The sequence below is a fragment of the Streptomyces aurantiacus genome, from assembly GCF_001418335.1.
GTDB lineage: Bacteria > Actinomycetota > Actinomycetes > Streptomycetales > Streptomycetaceae > Streptomyces > Streptomyces aurantiacus.
This window is the reverse complement of record NZ_LIPP01000255.1, coordinates 1-14,969: the sequence shown is the minus strand read 5'-3', so window position 1 is coordinate 14,969 and position 14,969 is coordinate 1. Positions and strand designations below refer to the sequence as shown.

The window sequence follows — 14,969 nt, the reverse complement described above, 5'->3', positions numbered from 1 at the left end:
GCACGCACCGAACGCCGCTCCTTCCCCACGGAGATCCATCAGAAGGGCCCTAGCCGTCAGTCCTCGTCGAAGTCCCGCGCCGCCACCCGCAACGGCCGCAGCATCGCGAAGATCTCCTGGCACTCCTCGGCGTCGTACGCCCCGAGCCCGAAGTCCATCGCCATCAGGTCCCGGGTGGCCGCGTCGCAGACCTCGCGGCCCTTCTCGGTGATCGAGGCGAGGGTGCCGCGTCCGTCGTTGGGGTTGGGCCGCTTGTCGACGAGCCCCGACCGTACGAGCCGGTCCACGGTGTTCGTCACGGACGTCGGATGCACCATCAGACGCTCGCCGATCTTGGACATCGGCAGCTCGCCCGCCTTGGAGAAGGTGAGCAGCACCAGGGCCTCGTACCGGGCGAACGTCAGCCCGTACGGCTTGACCACCGCGTCGACCTCGGCGAGGAGGATCTGGTGCGCGCGCATGATCGAGGTGATCGCGCCCATGGACGGCACGGACCCCCAGCGCTGTTTCCAGAGTTCGTCGGCTCGGGCGATGGGATCAAAGGCAAGGCTGAGCGGCTTCGACACGGCGAAAACCTTACCGGCCGGTCATATCGTGGTCAGCCCCGTCTCGCGCCTCGGTATTCCGGTGCGCCGTACCTCCATCGCCAGCAGGACACAGCACAGCGTCCCGAGCACGCCCACCCCGCCCACGACCGTGCTGACCGCCCAGAACTCGGCCGCCGCCCCGGCCAGCGCCATGCCCACGCCCTGGATGGTCATCAGCCCGGCCGTGTGCACGGTCATGGCCCGCCCGCGCAGTTCCTCGGGCACCGCGTCCACGAACCAGCGGTCGAGGCCCAGCGTGTACGCGCCCGCCGACCCGGCGAACAGCAGCGCGAGCAGGATCCAGCCGAGGTCCGGGTGGAACGGGTAGGCGAGCAGCGGCAGCAGCCCGCAGCTCGCGAGGGGCAGCACGATCCGGGAGCGGCCCGCCGGCGACAGGGCGGCGCCGGCGTACAGCTCCCCCGCGATCGTGCCGACCGGCATCGTGCACATCAGCAGCCCGACCCAGGCCGTGCCGACCCCGAGTTCGTCCGCGTACGCCGCCGCGAGGGCCTCCGGCGCGACGACGAACATCGACGGCACCCACAGGAGGAGCAGCAGCGCCCGGATCCGGCGGTCGCCGAGGACCTGCCGGGTGCCGGCGAGCGAGTACCGCATCAGTGCTCCGCCGCCGGACCGCGCGGGCCTGCGCCGGGTGCCGAGCCGCAGGAGCAGCGCGGAGGCGAGGAAGGTGCCCAGGGTGATGACGAGCGCCCCGCGCGGCGGCACGAAGGCCAGCAGGACGCCGCCCAGGCCGAAGCCCACGAGCACGGCGCTCTGCGACACGATCCGCAGCAGGGAACGGCCGAGCACGAACAGGTCGCCGTCCCCGAGGATGTCGGCCAGCGTGGCCATCCGCGTGCCGCTGAACACCGGTGAGACGGCCGCGATGGCGCACCGCAGCCCGAGCAGCGCGACGACGGGCGTGGCCGGCAGGGCCATCAGCGCCGCGCAGCCGGCGCACACGAGGTCGCACACGACGAGCACCCGCCGCGCCGGGAACCGGTCGGCCACTCCGGACAGCAGCGTTCCGCCCACCAGGTAGGGCAGGAAGCCCAGCGCGAAGGCCAGCGCGCTGAGCAGCGGCGATCCCGTCAGCTCGTACACGAGGACGGTCAGGGCGATCTCGCTGACGACGACGCCCAGCAGGGACAGCGCGTGGGCGGCGAAGACGAAGCGGAACTCCCTGACGGCGAAGGCTCTGCGGTATCCGCTCCCCCGTGTGCCGGCCGGGTCGACGGAGGAACCGGGTGCCGTCGCGGTCTGTGGTTCTTCTTGCATGGGCAGCAGCCTCACGCGTGCACGGCGATCGCCATAGAGTTTCGGCAGAGGCCGAATCTTGGTCCCACAGTGCCCACGGACGCCTGGAGGCGTGATGCCGTTCCATCTCGACTTCGGCGAGGAGGACCTTCTCAACTGCCGTTTCGCGCTGTCTCCGCTGTGGGAGACCCACGAGGCGGTACGCACCCTGCGGCGCCCGGCGCGGCAGGGCTACCACTCCGCGTGGCTGCGCCGTATCCGGACCGCCGCGGCGGCGCTCGACCTGGAGCCCCTGTGGCTGCTCATGCCGTACCGCGGGAACAGCCCGGACTGTCTGATGCCGCCTCCCATCGGGCCCGCGGCCACGTTCGAGGAGGAGATCGCCGCCGTGCGGGGCACCGGCCCCGAGGTGGCGCGCGCCGAGATCGCGCTCTCCCTCGCGGACACCCCCGGCGCCACCGAGTCCCCGCTCGGCCGGGCACTGCTCGCCGACCCGGCGCGTGCGGTGCGGGAGCTGGCGGACACGATGGAGGCGGCCTGGCACGCCCTCGTGGAACCCGCCTGGCCGCGGCTCCGCGCCCTCCTGGAGGCCGACATCGCCTTCCGCTCGCGCCGCCTCGCCGAGGTGGGTCTTGCCGGACTGCTGCCGGGCCTCGACCGGCGGGTCGCCTGGGACGGGGGCCGGCTCACGGTCGACTGGAAGGGCGAGCACGTACGCGAACTCGGCGGCCGGGGGCTGGTGTTGATGCCCAGCGTCTTCACCTGGCCGGACGTGGTGAGCGGCTTCGACCCGCCCTGGCAGCCGACGCTGGTCTATCCGGCGCGCGGCATCGGCGGTCTGTGGGCCGAGCCGTCGAGCCGTACGCCCGAGGCCCTCGTACGGCTCCTCGGCCGCGGCCGGGCCGCCGTGCTGGCCGCGCTGGAGGAACCCGCCGCCACCACGGCCCTCGCGCACCGCCTCGGCCTCGCGCCCTCGTCGGTCTCCGCGCACCTGTCGGCGCTGCGCGACGCCGGCCTGCTCGCCTCGCACCGGTACGGGCACCAGGTGCTGTACGAGAGGACGCCGCTCGGCATCGCGCTGGCCTCGGGGGGCGAGGGGGCCTGACGACCCGCCGGGGTACGGGCGGTTCGCGGTGTCGCACCCGTGACCGTTAGTTCCGTTATGTCACGATGGCCCGAAAAAGTAACTGACCGTCACCTTCGCCCAAGGGGGCAGGATGTTCCGGCCGACCGGTACCCGTATCCGTACCCATACCCGTACCCATACCTGTGCCCATACCGGCGCCCGCACCCGTACCCTCCTGGCGCTCGCCGCGTTCGCCGCGCTCTCCTCGCTCGGGCTCACGACAGGCTGTTCGTCCCCGTCCGAGGCCGACAGGACCGCCCTTGTCCGGGAGACCCGCGCGCAGGGGAGCCCCGCCACCGCCGGTTCCCCGTTCTGGATCGACCCCGCGAGCCCCGCCGCCCAGCAGGTCCGGGCGTGGGAGCGGGAGGGGCGCGGGAACGACGCCCGGCTGCTCAGACGCATCGCGGACCGGCCGGTGGCGCTGTGGCCGGCCGGTGACCACCCCGAGCCGAAGATCAGGGAGGCGACCGTGGCGGCGGCCCGCGAGGGGCGTACGGCCGTGTTCGTCGCGTACGACATCCCGCACCGCGACTGCGGTCAGCACTCGGCGGGCGGGGCGCCCGACGCGACCGCCTACCGGGACTGGATCGAGCGGTTCGCGCGGACCATCGGCGACGGTGACGCGCTGGTCGTGCTGGAGCCCGACGCGGTCGCCCACATCGTCGACGGCTGCACACCGGCCCAGTACCACGCGGAGCGCGAGCAGTTGCTCTCCGAGGCGATCGTGCGGCTGAAGCGGCAGCCGAACACGAAGGTGTACCTGGACGCGGGCAACCCGGCCTGGATCGAGGAGCCGCAGAAACTCGTCGAGCCCCTCGGCCGGGCCGGCGTCGCGAACGCCGACGGCTTCGCCCTGAACGTCTCCAACTTCCAGACCGACGACACCACCAAGCAGTACGGCCGCATCCTCTCGAAGGCCCTCGGCGGCAAGCACTTCGTCGTGGACACCAGCCGCAACGGCAACGGCCCGCTGCGCGGCGACCGTTCGCAGGCCTGGTGCAACCCGCCGGGCCGGGCCCTCGGCGCCCCGCCCACCACGGACACCGGTGACCCGCTCGTGGACGCGTACCTGTGGATCAAGCGGCCCGGGGAGTCGGACGGGCAGTGCCGCGGAGGCCCCGCGGCGGGCCAGTGGTGGGCGGACTACGCCCTGGGACTGGCCCGCAACTCCAAGGCGTAGCACGCCCAGTAGCACGCCCAACAGACGTAGCAGGCGCTATGTGACTTGGACCCACTTCGCCTTCGACGGTGTTCCGTCGTCGTCCGTCACGAACAGCATGTACCAGCCGGGCGGCACCAGCGTCCGGTCCTTCGGTACGTCCACGGTCACCGAGTGCTTGGTTCTCGTGACGTCCAGCGCGATGGAGCGCTGCTCGACGTCCGTGGTGTGCGTGACCGCGCTGGGCCGCATCAGGCGGGCGTTCGCGACCCGTTCGGGGTGCCGGGCGGCGAAGGTCGCGCGGCCCTTGCCGTCCACCTCCTGCGGGCCGTCCCCGAGGACGGGGCGGCTCTTGGCGTTCTTGTGCAGGGCGGGCGGGGTGTAGATCTCCATGCGCTGTTCGAAGTGACCGAGTTTGGTGTTCTGCTGGTCGTCGAAGAGCGGGTCGGAGCCGAAGGTGGCGATCCGGCCGTCGGGCAGCAGGAGCGCCTCGGAGTGGTAGTTGCGGCCGACCTTCGGCGAGGCGGCCGCACGGAAGGAGTTGGACTTCGGGTCGTAGAACTGCGCCTTGTGGATGTTGCTGGCGCCGCGCCCGCGGTAGTCCTTCGAGCCGTTGGACGTGAACACCGAGTCGTCCGGCATGATCACGCTGTTCAGGTAGCGGGTGCCCTGCGGCAGGTCGGGGCCGTCCTCGAAGGCGGGGTTGTCCTTCTTGAGGTCGATGACGGCCGTGCGCGAGGTCGACTTCTTCGACTCGCCGACGCCTCCGCCGCCGAGGATCATCACCTTCTGGTCCTGGGCGGGGGGCAGCAGGAGCGAGGCCGAGGTCTCCGTCTCGTCCTGTTCGCTGAGGCCGGGCACCTTCTCGAACTTGTTGGTCCTCAGGTCCCACAGGCCCGGTTCGCGGCCGCGTTCCGCGGGGCCGTAACCGGCGTTCGAGGCCGGGTAGAAGAGCTTGCCGCCCTTGGTGAGGAAGAGGGCCGGATAGGTGGGGAAGTAGCGGTGCGGGCCCCGTTTCCACTTCTTGGTCTTCGGGTCGTAGATCTCGTTGTCGCCGGGGTCGATCACACCGACGTCGTCGAGCCCGGAGACCGCGAGCACCTTCCCGTCCTGGAGTCCGACGAGCGTCGGGTACCAGCGGGCCTTGTCCATCGGCTCGACGGGCACGTACTTCTCCGCCCTCGGGTCGAACTCGTAGGCGGCCTTGATCCCCTGGAAGTCCTGCTTGTCCCTGGTGATCTTCTCGGAGAGGCCGTACGTGTTGTCGGCGTCCTTGCCCTTGAGGCCGAGGATCTCGTACTGGGCGCGCTTGTCGGTGACCGGCGTGGGGCCGTCCTCGGTGGCCTCGACGAAGACCCGGGCCTCGCTCGCCTTGACCTTCGTCTTCCAGGGCTGCATGACGCCGGACTTGTTGTAGGTGATCTTCTGGGTGCGCTTGGCCTTCGGGACGGTGACGTCGAACTTGCTGACGTACTCGACACCGGAGGGCGAGCGGAAGCGGGTGCCCTTCTTCAGGGAGATCGCTCTGTCCGGGTTCTCGTTCTTGACGCGCATGCCGCCGCCGGCCCGCTCGACCTCGCCTTCGAGCAGTTCGTAGCGGGCCGTGCCGCCGGCCACGAGCATGCGTCCGCTGGGCAGTTGGGCGTGTCCGGCGCAGAAGAAGTCGTCCGGCGTGGGGATCTTCTTGAAGGTGTCGGTCCTCGGGTCCCACAGGACGGTGTCGAAGGAACCTTTGTCGAATTTCTTCTGCTCGTTGCCGGAGCCCGCGACGATCAGCACCTTGCCGGTGTGCAGGAGTGCCGCGTGGATGGCGTTGGTGCGGAACTCCTCGGGGATGTCCAGTTGCTTCCAGGAGCCGTACTCGGCCTGGTAGCCGGGCTGGGCGATCTTGTACTCGTAGTACTGCTCCGAGGCGAAGCCGACGGCGGCCGGGGCGTTGAGTCCGGCGAGCAGCGCGACGCCACCGACGCCGATCAGCCGCCTCTGGGTCTTCTTCGAGAGCCGGTGGGCCATGGCCTAGTTACCTCCTGTCGTACTGCTGGAGACCGTCCCGCCGGCGATCGAGCCGGTGCTGACCGAGCCGGTGGGAACCGCGCCACTGGGGACCGAGCCACCGGGGATCGAGCCGCTGGGAACCGCCCCGCCTGCGCTGCCCGTGCTGCCCGTGCTACCCGTGCTGCCTGCGCTGCCTGCGCTGCCCGCGAGCGCCGCGGCCGGCTCGGCCGGCTCGGCCTCGGTGATCCGGACGGTCGGCGCGACCGGGCGCTCCGCCCTTCGCGCCCGGGTCCGGGTGGCGGTCCACACGGCCACCGGGGCGAGGGAGATGGCCAGCGCGAGGACCGCCCAGGTCCGCATGGCCGCGTGGGTGTGGTCGAGCACGAACGACGCGGCCAGTGAGGCCGACAGGACCGCCGCCCAGAAGAGATGGATACGGAAGGTCATGACGCGGTCGGGGCTGGTGTCGCCGCCCTTGGGTGTGACGACGAAGCGGCTGGGGCGGCGGATCAGGGCCGCGCCCAGGGACTTGAGGTAGATCGGTGCGGACAGGGCCGACATCGCCATGCCGGCGAGGCCGCCGGAGCCCTCCGGTTCGTGCGGGGAGACGTTGTGGCGCCGGTTCCACAGGTAGAGGCCGACCTGAAGGGCGGCGGCGTCGCTGTAGAGCATCAGCCACACGGAGGCGGAGACCTGGGTGCCGGACGCGCCGAACCACAGGAACAGGAAGCAACTGAGGATGCCGAGCAGCCAGTTGACGGCCGTCATGGGGTAGTAGACGAGCATCAGCGTGTACGAGAGGAGCCGTCCGGGCGGCATCGTGAAGGGTGCCTTCCAGTACTGCTTGAACAGCGTCTCGTAGGTGCCGCGCGACCAGCGCATCTGCTGGGTGAAGAAGTCCGTCCAGGAGGCGGGGCCCTCACCGACGGCGAGTACGTCAGGGGTGTAGACGGACTGCCAGTGGTGGCCGGTCTTCGGGTTCCGGTGCCGGTGCAGCTCGAAGCCGGTGGCCATGTCCTCGGTGATGGAGTCGTACAGGCCGCCGATCTGCTTGACGGCCGCGATCCGTACGACGTTGTTGGTGCCGACGAACATGGGCGCGCGGTACCGGTTGCCGGCGCGCTGGATCAGGGCGTGGAAGAGGAACTGCTGGGACTCGGCCGCCTTGGTGACGGGAGCGGTGTAGTTGCCGTACACCTGCGGGCCGACGACGAAGGCGACGTCCGGGTCGCGGAAGAAGCCCGTCATCCGGGCCAGGAAGTCCGGGTGCGGCACGTGGTCCGTGTCGACGGAGGCGAAGTAGTCGTACGCGCCGCCGTGCATCGCGATCCACGCGTTGTAGTTGCCGTGCTTGGTACGGGCCTTGTGGACACCCTTGGTCCTGTTCCACTCGGGGACGCCGTGCCGGGTGAAGTGGCGTACGCCGAGTTCTTCGCACAGGGCCTTGGCCTGTACGTCGTCGCCCTCGTCGAGGAGCCACACATCGACGACGCCGCCCGGACCGGGGTGGGTGACGCGGACGGCGCCTTCGAGGGTGGCGCGGACCATCGAGAGGGGTTCCTTGCCGGGGACGTACGTGGTCAGGAAGGCGACCCGGATCCCGGCCTGGGCGGTGACCGGGACCGGGTCCCGGGCGACCATCGTGGCGTGGGCGATGGAGACCACGTTGACGACCATGAACAGCTCGATCAGGCCGATCGCCACGAGCATCGTGACGTCGAGCCCGATCAGCCAGCGGGCGCCGCCCTCGCGGGCCACCCAGTGGGTGGGCCACACCAGGTAGACGAGGAGCAGCCCCGTGAGCACCGGGGCGAGCGTCATGAGCAGGACGGCTCTTATTCGGTGGGGCTCGCTCGACAGGAGTTTCGTGTACTGCACCCGGTAGGCCGAGCCGGACGGCTCCGTGAGCGGTCCGGCCAGCCTGCTGTGGGTGTCGTAGTCGTAGCCCTCCGGCCGCACAGCGCCCTCCATGGATCGAACAAGCCGATACCCTCACAAAAGTGGCATTGGGTCGGCATGTCGAACGGAGAGGGTCCAGTCGAGTACGGGGTGCCGCCGGCGGTCGGCGGGTGGGTGCGGGTTGTGTGTGGCTGAGCGCGCAGTTCCCCGCGCCCCTGAAACGCACGGGCGCGGGGGATCTTCAGGGGCGCGGGGAACTGCGCAATCTTTTAAGGGGCGCGGGGAACTGCGCGACCAGCCCCCACCGGGCGTCAACGCGACAAGTGACGTTCCACCGTCTCCAGCTTGGACGTGAGGCCGTCGGTCACGCCGGGGCGGATGTCGGCCTTCAGGACGAGGGAGACCCGAGGCGCCCGCGCCTCGACAGCCGCCACGGCCCGCCGGACGACGTCCATCACCTCGTCCCACTCCCCCTCCACGGACGTGAACATCGCGTCCGTGCGGTTCGGCAGACCCGACTCACGCACGACACGCACCGCGTCGGCCACGTACTCCCCCACGTCCTCGCCGACCCCCAGAGGCGTCACGGAGAAGGCGACGATCATGCGTTCACGATCCCGTCGGTGCGGGCGCGGGACGCGATGACCGCGTTCTCGGCCTCCCGCTTGAGCTTGCGCTCGGCGAAGAATCCGCCGGTCGGCAGCACGGAGAGGACGAAGTAGAGGGCCGCGGTCCTCGGGCCCCACTTGGCGCGGTTCCAGGCGTCGGCCCAGAAGATCACGTACAGGACGAAGAGGACGCCGTGGACCATGCCCATCACCGGTACCGCGTTGAAGTCCGTGGTCCGCTTCAGTACCGAGCAGAGGAGCAGCAGCAGGAACGAGACGGCCTCCGGGGCGGAGACCAGGCGGAGGCGGCGGAGGGCGGAGGCGGTCTTGATGTCCACGAGTCACCTTCGGGAGAGGAAGAGGAGAGAAGGAGGAACAGAGGCTCGGCCTTGTGAACGTGCGCACAAGCGATTCCATTGAAGCATCCGGCCCCCGACCGCGGACACTACGGGGTGGGTACGGGGCGGGTACGGGGCGGCTTCAGGGTGCGTTCAGGGGTGGGATCATCCCGAAGGATCTGGCCGGTGGCCACACCCTGCGGCTACCGTCACCCCGTGGCGATGTTCCGACTCCAAGGCAGCAAGGTGCTGGCCGTCGACATGACCGGCGACGCCGTGAAGGCGAAGAACGGCTCGATGGTCGCGTACGACGGTCAGATGGCCTTCAAGAAACTCAGCGGCGGCGGCGAGGGTGTCCGCGGCATGGTGACGCGCCGGATCACCGGCGAGCAGATGACCCTCATGGAGGTGAAGGGCCAGGGGACGTGCTGGTTCGCCGACCGCGCCAGTGAGATCAACCTGGTGAGCCTCCAGGGCGACAAGCTCTTCGTCGAGTCGAGCAATCTGCTCGCGACCGGCTCGGGGCTGCGTACGGGCACGTCCTTCACGGGGATGCGGGGCGCCTCGCAGGGCAACGGGCTCTTCACGACGACCGTCGAGGGGCACGGCCAGGCGGCGATCATGTCGGACGGGCCCGCGGTGGTGCTGCGGGTCAGCTCGCAGTACCCGCTCACCGTCGACCCGGGCGCGTACATCGCCCATCAGGGCGATCTGCGGCAGTCCTTCCAGTCCGGGGTGACGTTCCGCACGTTCCTGGGCGAGGGCGGCGGCGAGGCCTTCCAGATCCGCTTCGAGGGTGACGGAGTCGTCTACGTGCAGCCCAGTGAGCGCAACTCGATCGCGGGAGACGTGTGACATGCCCTTCCGCGAGATCAACTCGAAGATGATCGAGGCCACGGTGGCGCCGGGGCAGCGGCTGTTCAGCCAGCGCGGCGCGATGCTCGCCTACAAGGGCGAGGTGTCCTTCACCCCCAACACGCAGGGCGGCCAGGGCGGGGTCATGTCGATGATCGGCCGCCGGGCCGCCGGCGAGGCGACGCCCCTGATGACCGTGGAGGGCTCGGGCACGGTCCTGTTCGGGCACGGCGGCCACCACATCCAGGTGATCACCCTCACGGGCGAGACCCTGTACGTGGAGGCCGACCGGCTGCTGGCCTTCGACGGCACACTGCAGCAGGGCACGATGTTCATGGGCTCGCAGGGCGGGGTCATGGGCATGGTGCGCGGCCAGGTCACGGGGCAGGGCCTGTTCACCACGACCCTCAAGGGCCACGGCGCCGTCGCCGTGATGGCGCACGGCGGGGTCATCGAGGTCCCGATCGGCCCGCAGCGCCCGGTGCACGTGGACCCGCAGGCGTACGTCGCCCACCACGGGGACGTACGCAACAAACTGTCCAGCGCGCTCGGTCTGCGCGATCTGGTGGGCCGCGGCTCGGGCGAGGCCTTCCAGCTGGAGCTGAGCGGCAGTGGCGCGGTGTACGTGCAGGCGTCGGAGGAGAAGCTGTGACCACCTATCCGGGCACGGGCCCCGTGATCCACGACCCGGTGACCCTGCCGGTCGACGACAACGTGAACGCGTACACCTTCTGTGTGGAGCTCAAGGGGAGCGAGTGGTTCCTGCAGAAGGGCAAGATGATCGCCTACTACGGCTCGATGGAGTTCAACGGCATCGGGCACGGCCGTCTCGACCGTCTCGTGCGTACGTCGTTCCATTCGCCGTTGCACGCGAGCGACTGGGTGGTGGCGTCCGGCTCGGGCAAGATGCTCCTCGCCGACCGGGCCTTCGACGTGAATTCCTTCGACCTGGAGGAGGGCAACCTGACCATTCGCTCGGGCAATCTCCTCGCTTTTCAGCCAACTCTCGCCCTCAAGCAGTCGATCGTGCCGGGCTTCCTGACACTCATCGGAACGGGCAAGTTCGTCGCCGCCTCGAACGGCCCCGTGGTCTTCATGGAACCCCCCATCCGGGTCGACCCGCAGGCCCTGGTCGGCTGGGCCGACTGCCCCTCGCCCTGCCACCACTACGACCACGCCTACATGACGGGCCTGATCGGCGGTCTACGTGCGATGACGGGCCTCGGCGGCGCCTCCGGCGAGGAGCACCAGTTCGAGTTCGTGGGCGCCGGCACGGTACTGCTGCAGTCCAGTGAGGCGCTGCTGGCCGAGCAGGCGGCGGGCATGGTCCCGAACGAACCGGGAGTACCCGGCGGCGGTGGGGCGCCCGGCCACCCGGGACAGCCGGGCGGCGCACCGCGTCTTCCCGGACAGCTGGGTGATCTCCAGCGTCGCTTCGGGCTGTGAGCGGTAGCCTGCGGAGTGTGACGTCGAACGTGTGCGCGTCGTCACGCCACCCTCACTAGTTCGCCTTTCAACATTTTAGGTAGACTTCATTCATGGAGACCGAGACCGCCACCCGCTGGCTGACCGATGCGGAGCAGTGCGCCTGGCGCACCCACCTGGAGGTCAACAGGCTGTTGGCCTATCAGATGGAGAAAGACCTCCAGCCGTTCGGCCTGACGATGAACGACTACGAGATCCTGGTGAACCTCTCCGAGTCGGAGGGCCTACGGATGCGGATGAGCGACCTCGCGTCCGCCACCCTCCAGTCCAAGAGCCGCCTCTCGCACCAGGTCACCCGCATGGAGAGCGCGAACCTGGTCCGGCGGGAGAACTGCGAGTCCGACCGCCGCGGGCTGTTCGCCGTGCTCACGGACCACGGCATGGAGACGATGCGGAAGGTCGCGCCCCACCACGTGGGGTCCGTCCGGCGGCACTTCATGGACCTCCTCCCCCCGGAGGCACTGGAGGACCTCCACAAGTCCCTGACCCCGATCGCGGAGCACCTACGGGGCCAACGGGGCCGTCCCTGACCCGTAAGGGGCGCGGGGAACTGCGCGCCCAGCCCCCACCGACCCGCGGGTGAGTCACCGAGCTGCCGGCAAAGCACTCAGCGGACCGCTCCGGCGACGGGCAGCCGGAGCTCGAACAGGGCTCCGCCTGTCGCGACCGGTGCCGCTGCCGGCGCCTCGCGGACCGTGAGCGACCCACCGTGCCGCACGGCCACGTCGCGGGCGATGGCCAGGCCGAGACCGGCCCCTCCGTCGTCGCGGGCACGCGCCTCGTCGAGCCGTACGAACCGTTCGAAGACCCGCTCGCGCTCGGTGGCGGGAACGCCCGCGCCGTCGTCCGCGACCTCCAGCAGGGCCCACTCCCCCACGCGCCGGACGGTCACGGCGACCGACGACCGCGTGTGCCGCTGCGCGTTGTCCAGCAGATTGCCGAGCACCCGCGCCAGCTGCCCGCGCGAGCCGCTCACCTCGACGGTATCTGTCCCGGACACGGTCACGGACACCGCGACCCGGTCCCCGGCCCGCTGTCCGGCCTCCTCGACGACCAGCGCGGCCAGATCGAAACGCGCGTCCGCCGGCCGTTCCCCCGCGTCGAGGCGGGCGAGCAGCAACAGGTCGGCAGCCAGCCGCTGCAGCCGTACGGTGTCCTCGACGGCCCCGCCCACATCGAGCAACTCCGGGTGCGCGGCGCCCACTTCGAGCTGGGTGCGCAGGGAGGCGATGGGGCTGCGCAGCTCGTGCGAGGCGTCCGCGACGAACCGGCGCTGGCGCTCCACGGACTGTTCCAGGGCGGCGAGCGTCTCGTTGGTGGTCCGGGCCAGCCGCGCGACCTCGTCGTGCGTGTGCGGCACGGGCACCCGCCGGGTGAGGTCCTCGGAGGCGGTGATCGCGGCCATCTCGCCGCGGATGTCCTCGACGGGGCGCAGCGCCCGGCGCGTGACGAGCCAGGTCACCAGGGCCACGACGGCCAGCAGCAGTGGGAACCCGATGAGCATGACGGTCAGCGCCGTGCTCACGGCCTCCTGTTCGGCGGTCAGCGGGGCGCCGGCGTGGACGGTGAGCGTGCCCTTGTCCTGCACCTCGACCGGCACGGTGGCGAAGCGGTAGTCCGCGGTGTCGCCGTCGATGGTGGCGGAGCCGTCGCTGAAGGAGGCGTCGCCGATCTCGTCGACGTCGAGCGAGTCGCCGTCGTCCGCCTCGTCGTCACCGTCACGGTCACTGTTGTCGTCCCCGTCCCCGTCACCGTCACCGCTGTCGTCGGTGACGGCACCCGGGGCCTGCGGCTGGACCCGGTCGACGCCCGTGCCGCTGATCCGTTCCAGGTCCTCGGTGACCGCGACGAGTCTCCCGGTCCCGTCCACGACCTGGACCGGCTGGTCGTCGTCGTCCAGCGACAGGTGGCCGTAGGACTCACCGGCCGCGATGTCGGTGGCGACGGTCCGGGCGGCGCGCTCCGCCTCCGTACCCGCCTGTTCGCTCAGATTGGTCCACAGCGACAGCAGGACCGCGGCGCCCGCCGCGGCCAGCGCGACGGCGACCACGACGCTCGCGGCGAGGGTGGCCCTGGCCCGTACGGACCCGAGGACGCGTTTCATCTCGCCTCCAGGCGGTAGCCGGCACCGCGTACGGTCCGGATCAGCGCGGCCCCCAGCTTGCGGCGGAGCGTGCTGATGTAGACCTCGACGATGTTCGGGTCCCCGTCGTAGGCGAAGTCCCAGACGTGCTTCAGGATCTCCGCCTTGGACACCACCTCGCCGGCCCGCACGACGAGCTGTTCGAGGACCGCGAACTCCTTGGTGGTGAGGGCGATCTCGTCCGCACCGAGGTGGACGCGCCGGGCGGCGGTGTCGACCTTGAGGTCGCCGAGCACGTGCACGGGCGATCCCCCGCCGGAGGAACCACGCCGGCGCAGCAGCGCCTTCACCCGGGCCACCAGGACGACGTACGAGAACGGCTTGGTGAGGTAGTCGTCGGCGCCGGTGTCCAGGCCCTCCGCCTCGTCGTACTCGCCGTCCTTGGCGGTGAGCATCAGGATCGGCACGTCGTGCCCGGCGGACCGCAGGGCGCCGCACACGCGGTAGCCGTTCATCCCGGGCAGCATGATGTCGAGGATGACGAGGTCGTACGAGCCCTCGCCGGCCATGTGCAGTCCTTCCAGGCCGTCGTGGACCACGTCCACGGCGTACCCCTCGGCCGTCAGCCCTTTGGCGAGCGACAGGGCGAGCCGCTTTTCGTCCTCGACGATCAAAAGTCGCATACGCCAAGAGTCGCAAACCGAACCTGAAGAAGACTTCAGGGTGCTTCAGGCTGCCTTCAGCGTCGTTCAGCCAGATTGGGTCACGTCGAAACGCACCGAAGACGACCGACACACAGTCGAAGCAGACGATCTCGGAGGAATCCCCATGAAGCGCAACATCGTCATCGCCACCGTCACGGCCGCCCTCCTCGTCGGAGGCGGCACGGCGACGGCCCTCGCCGTCACGGGTGACGAGGACGGCGGCCAGGTGAAGCAGTCCAGCGTGCGGGTCTCGGACGACGACCGCGACGACCGCGACGATGCGGCCGACAGGGCCGACGACGACCGCGACGACCGCGACGACAACTCCGAGGACGCCGAGGACGCCGCCGAGGCCAAGGCCGCGAAGGTCACGGCGGCCGACGCGATCACGGCCGCGCTGAAGAGCGTTCCGGGTACGGCGGTCTCCGCCGACCTGGACGACGAGGGCAGCAGCCTGGTGTGGGACGTGGACGTGCTGTCCTCGGGCGGCACCTGGCACAGCGTCGACGTCGACCCGGGCACGGGGAAGGTGCTCGGCTCGCACACGGAGCGGGACGACGACGCCGACGACGCCGACGACACCGCGGAGGCGCGGGCGGCCCTGAAGGGCACGTCCGTCACCGCCGCGGAGGCGGCGAAGGCCGGCGCCGCGAAGGGCACGGTCACGTCCGTCGACCTCGACGACGACGGGCGTACGGCCGCGTGGGAGGTCGACACGGCCGGCGGGAACGGTGTGGAGAAGGAGTGGAAGGTCGACGCGAAGTCCGCCGCGGTCGTGGCGGACACGGGGGCGGGCGACGACTCGGACGACTGAGTGGGGTTTTCGCCCCCGCCGCCCCTACCCTTCCCGTCCCTACTCGGGGGCGCTGCCCC

General features: G+C 70.5%; 15 protein-coding genes. 7 read left to right on the top strand and 8 right to left on the bottom strand.

Annotated elements, in window-relative coordinates; all coding sequences use genetic code 11:
• Positions 1-56 precede the first annotated feature (56 nt).
• Entirely contained in the window at positions 57-566 is a 510-nt protein-coding gene (locus tag AOK01_RS29500) for a MarR family winged helix-turn-helix transcriptional regulator (RefSeq protein ID WP_055517017.1), read from the bottom strand.
• Between the two features lie 21 nt (positions 567-587).
• Positions 588-1,865, bottom strand: a complete 1,278-nt coding sequence (locus AOK01_RS29495; protein WP_055517012.1) for an MFS transporter — start codon at positions 1,863-1,865, stop codon at positions 588-590.
• 94 nt (positions 1,866-1,959) lie between these two features.
• Between AOK01_RS29495 and AOK01_RS29490 the strand changes: the two genes are divergently transcribed.
• Both AOK01_RS29490 and AOK01_RS29485 read left to right on the top strand, forming a co-directional pair.
• The gene (locus AOK01_RS29490) at positions 1,960-2,949 is read left to right on the top strand and encodes an ArsR/SmtB family transcription factor (RefSeq protein WP_055517010.1); all 990 of its coding nucleotides are present in this window, start codon (positions 1,960-1,962) and stop codon (positions 2,947-2,949) included.
• Positions 2,950-3,061: 112 nt separating this feature from the next.
• Positions 3,062-4,150 carry a glycoside hydrolase family 6 protein gene (locus tag AOK01_RS29485; protein ID WP_079103857.1) on the top strand — a complete coding sequence of 363 codons (1,089 nt, stop codon included), beginning with the start codon at positions 3,062-3,064 and terminating at the stop codon, positions 4,148-4,150.
• 36 nt (positions 4,151-4,186) lie between these two features.
• On the opposite strand, the gene glxA is transcribed toward AOK01_RS29485, so the two are convergent.
• The 4 genes from glxA to AOK01_RS29465 all read right to left on the bottom strand — a co-directional run bounded on the left by glxA (position 4,187) and on the right by AOK01_RS29465 (position 8,969).
• Positions 4,187-6,142 (bottom strand): radical copper oxidase GlxA, encoded by a 1,956-nt coding sequence (gene glxA / locus AOK01_RS29480; RefSeq protein ID WP_055517009.1) that lies wholly within the window; start codon positions 6,140-6,142, stop codon positions 4,187-4,189.
• Between the two features lie 3 nt (positions 6,143-6,145).
• Complete coding sequence (locus tag AOK01_RS29475; protein ID WP_245702464.1) at positions 6,146-8,095, bottom strand: glycosyltransferase family 2 protein; 1,950 nt, start codon at positions 8,093-8,095, stop codon at positions 6,146-6,148.
• A gap of 239 nt (positions 8,096-8,334) precedes the next feature.
• Complete coding sequence (locus AOK01_RS29470) at positions 8,335-8,628, bottom strand: MTH1187 family thiamine-binding protein (protein WP_055517008.1); 294 nt, start codon at positions 8,626-8,628, stop codon at positions 8,335-8,337.
• Positions 8,625-8,969, bottom strand: a complete 345-nt coding sequence (locus tag AOK01_RS29465; protein WP_055517006.1) for a DUF3817 domain-containing protein — start codon at positions 8,967-8,969, stop codon at positions 8,625-8,627. The genes AOK01_RS29470 and AOK01_RS29465 overlap by 4 nt, the downstream gene beginning before the upstream one ends.
• A 222-nt stretch (positions 8,970-9,191) precedes the next feature.
• On the opposite strand from AOK01_RS29465, the gene AOK01_RS29460 reads away from it, so the two are divergent.
• The 4 genes from AOK01_RS29460 (at position 9,192) to AOK01_RS29445 (ending at position 11,839) form a co-directional block, all read left to right on the top strand.
• The gene (locus tag AOK01_RS29460; RefSeq protein ID WP_055517020.1) at positions 9,192-9,824 is read left to right on the top strand and encodes an AIM24 family protein; all 633 of its coding nucleotides are present in this window, start codon (positions 9,192-9,194) and stop codon (positions 9,822-9,824) included.
• Between the two features lies 1 nt (position 9,825).
• Positions 9,826-10,476 carry an AIM24 family protein gene (locus AOK01_RS29455; RefSeq protein WP_055517004.1) on the top strand — a complete coding sequence of 217 codons (651 nt, stop codon included), beginning with the start codon at positions 9,826-9,828 and terminating at the stop codon, positions 10,474-10,476.
• On the top strand, positions 10,473-11,270 hold the full coding sequence (locus AOK01_RS29450) for an AIM24 family protein (protein ID WP_055517003.1): 798 nt from the start codon (positions 10,473-10,475) through the stop codon (positions 11,268-11,270). Before AOK01_RS29455 ends, AOK01_RS29450 begins: the two co-directional genes overlap by 4 nt.
• Positions 11,271-11,362: 92 nt before the next feature.
• On the top strand, positions 11,363-11,839 hold the full coding sequence (locus AOK01_RS29445) for a MarR family winged helix-turn-helix transcriptional regulator (RefSeq protein WP_055517001.1): 477 nt from the start codon (positions 11,363-11,365) through the stop codon (positions 11,837-11,839).
• A 77-nt stretch (positions 11,840-11,916) separates the two neighbouring features.
• On the opposite strand, the gene AOK01_RS29440 is transcribed toward AOK01_RS29445, so the two are convergent.
• Together AOK01_RS29440 and AOK01_RS29435 are read right to left on the bottom strand one after the other, a co-directional pair.
• Positions 11,917-13,413: a sensor histidine kinase gene (locus AOK01_RS29440; protein WP_055516999.1), complete on the bottom strand. Its 1,497-nt coding sequence runs from the start codon at positions 13,411-13,413 to the stop codon at positions 11,917-11,919.
• A complete protein-coding gene (locus AOK01_RS29435; protein WP_055516997.1) occupies positions 13,410-14,075 on the bottom strand; it encodes a response regulator transcription factor in 666 nt (221 codons plus the stop codon). Before AOK01_RS29435 ends, AOK01_RS29440 begins: the two co-directional genes overlap by 4 nt.
• 145 nt (positions 14,076-14,220) lie before the next feature.
• Between AOK01_RS29435 and AOK01_RS29430 the strand changes: the two genes are divergently transcribed.
• Positions 14,221-14,910: a PepSY domain-containing protein gene (locus AOK01_RS29430; RefSeq protein WP_055516995.1), complete on the top strand. Its 690-nt coding sequence runs from the start codon at positions 14,221-14,223 to the stop codon at positions 14,908-14,910.
• The last annotated feature ends 59 nt before the right edge of the window (positions 14,911-14,969 follow it).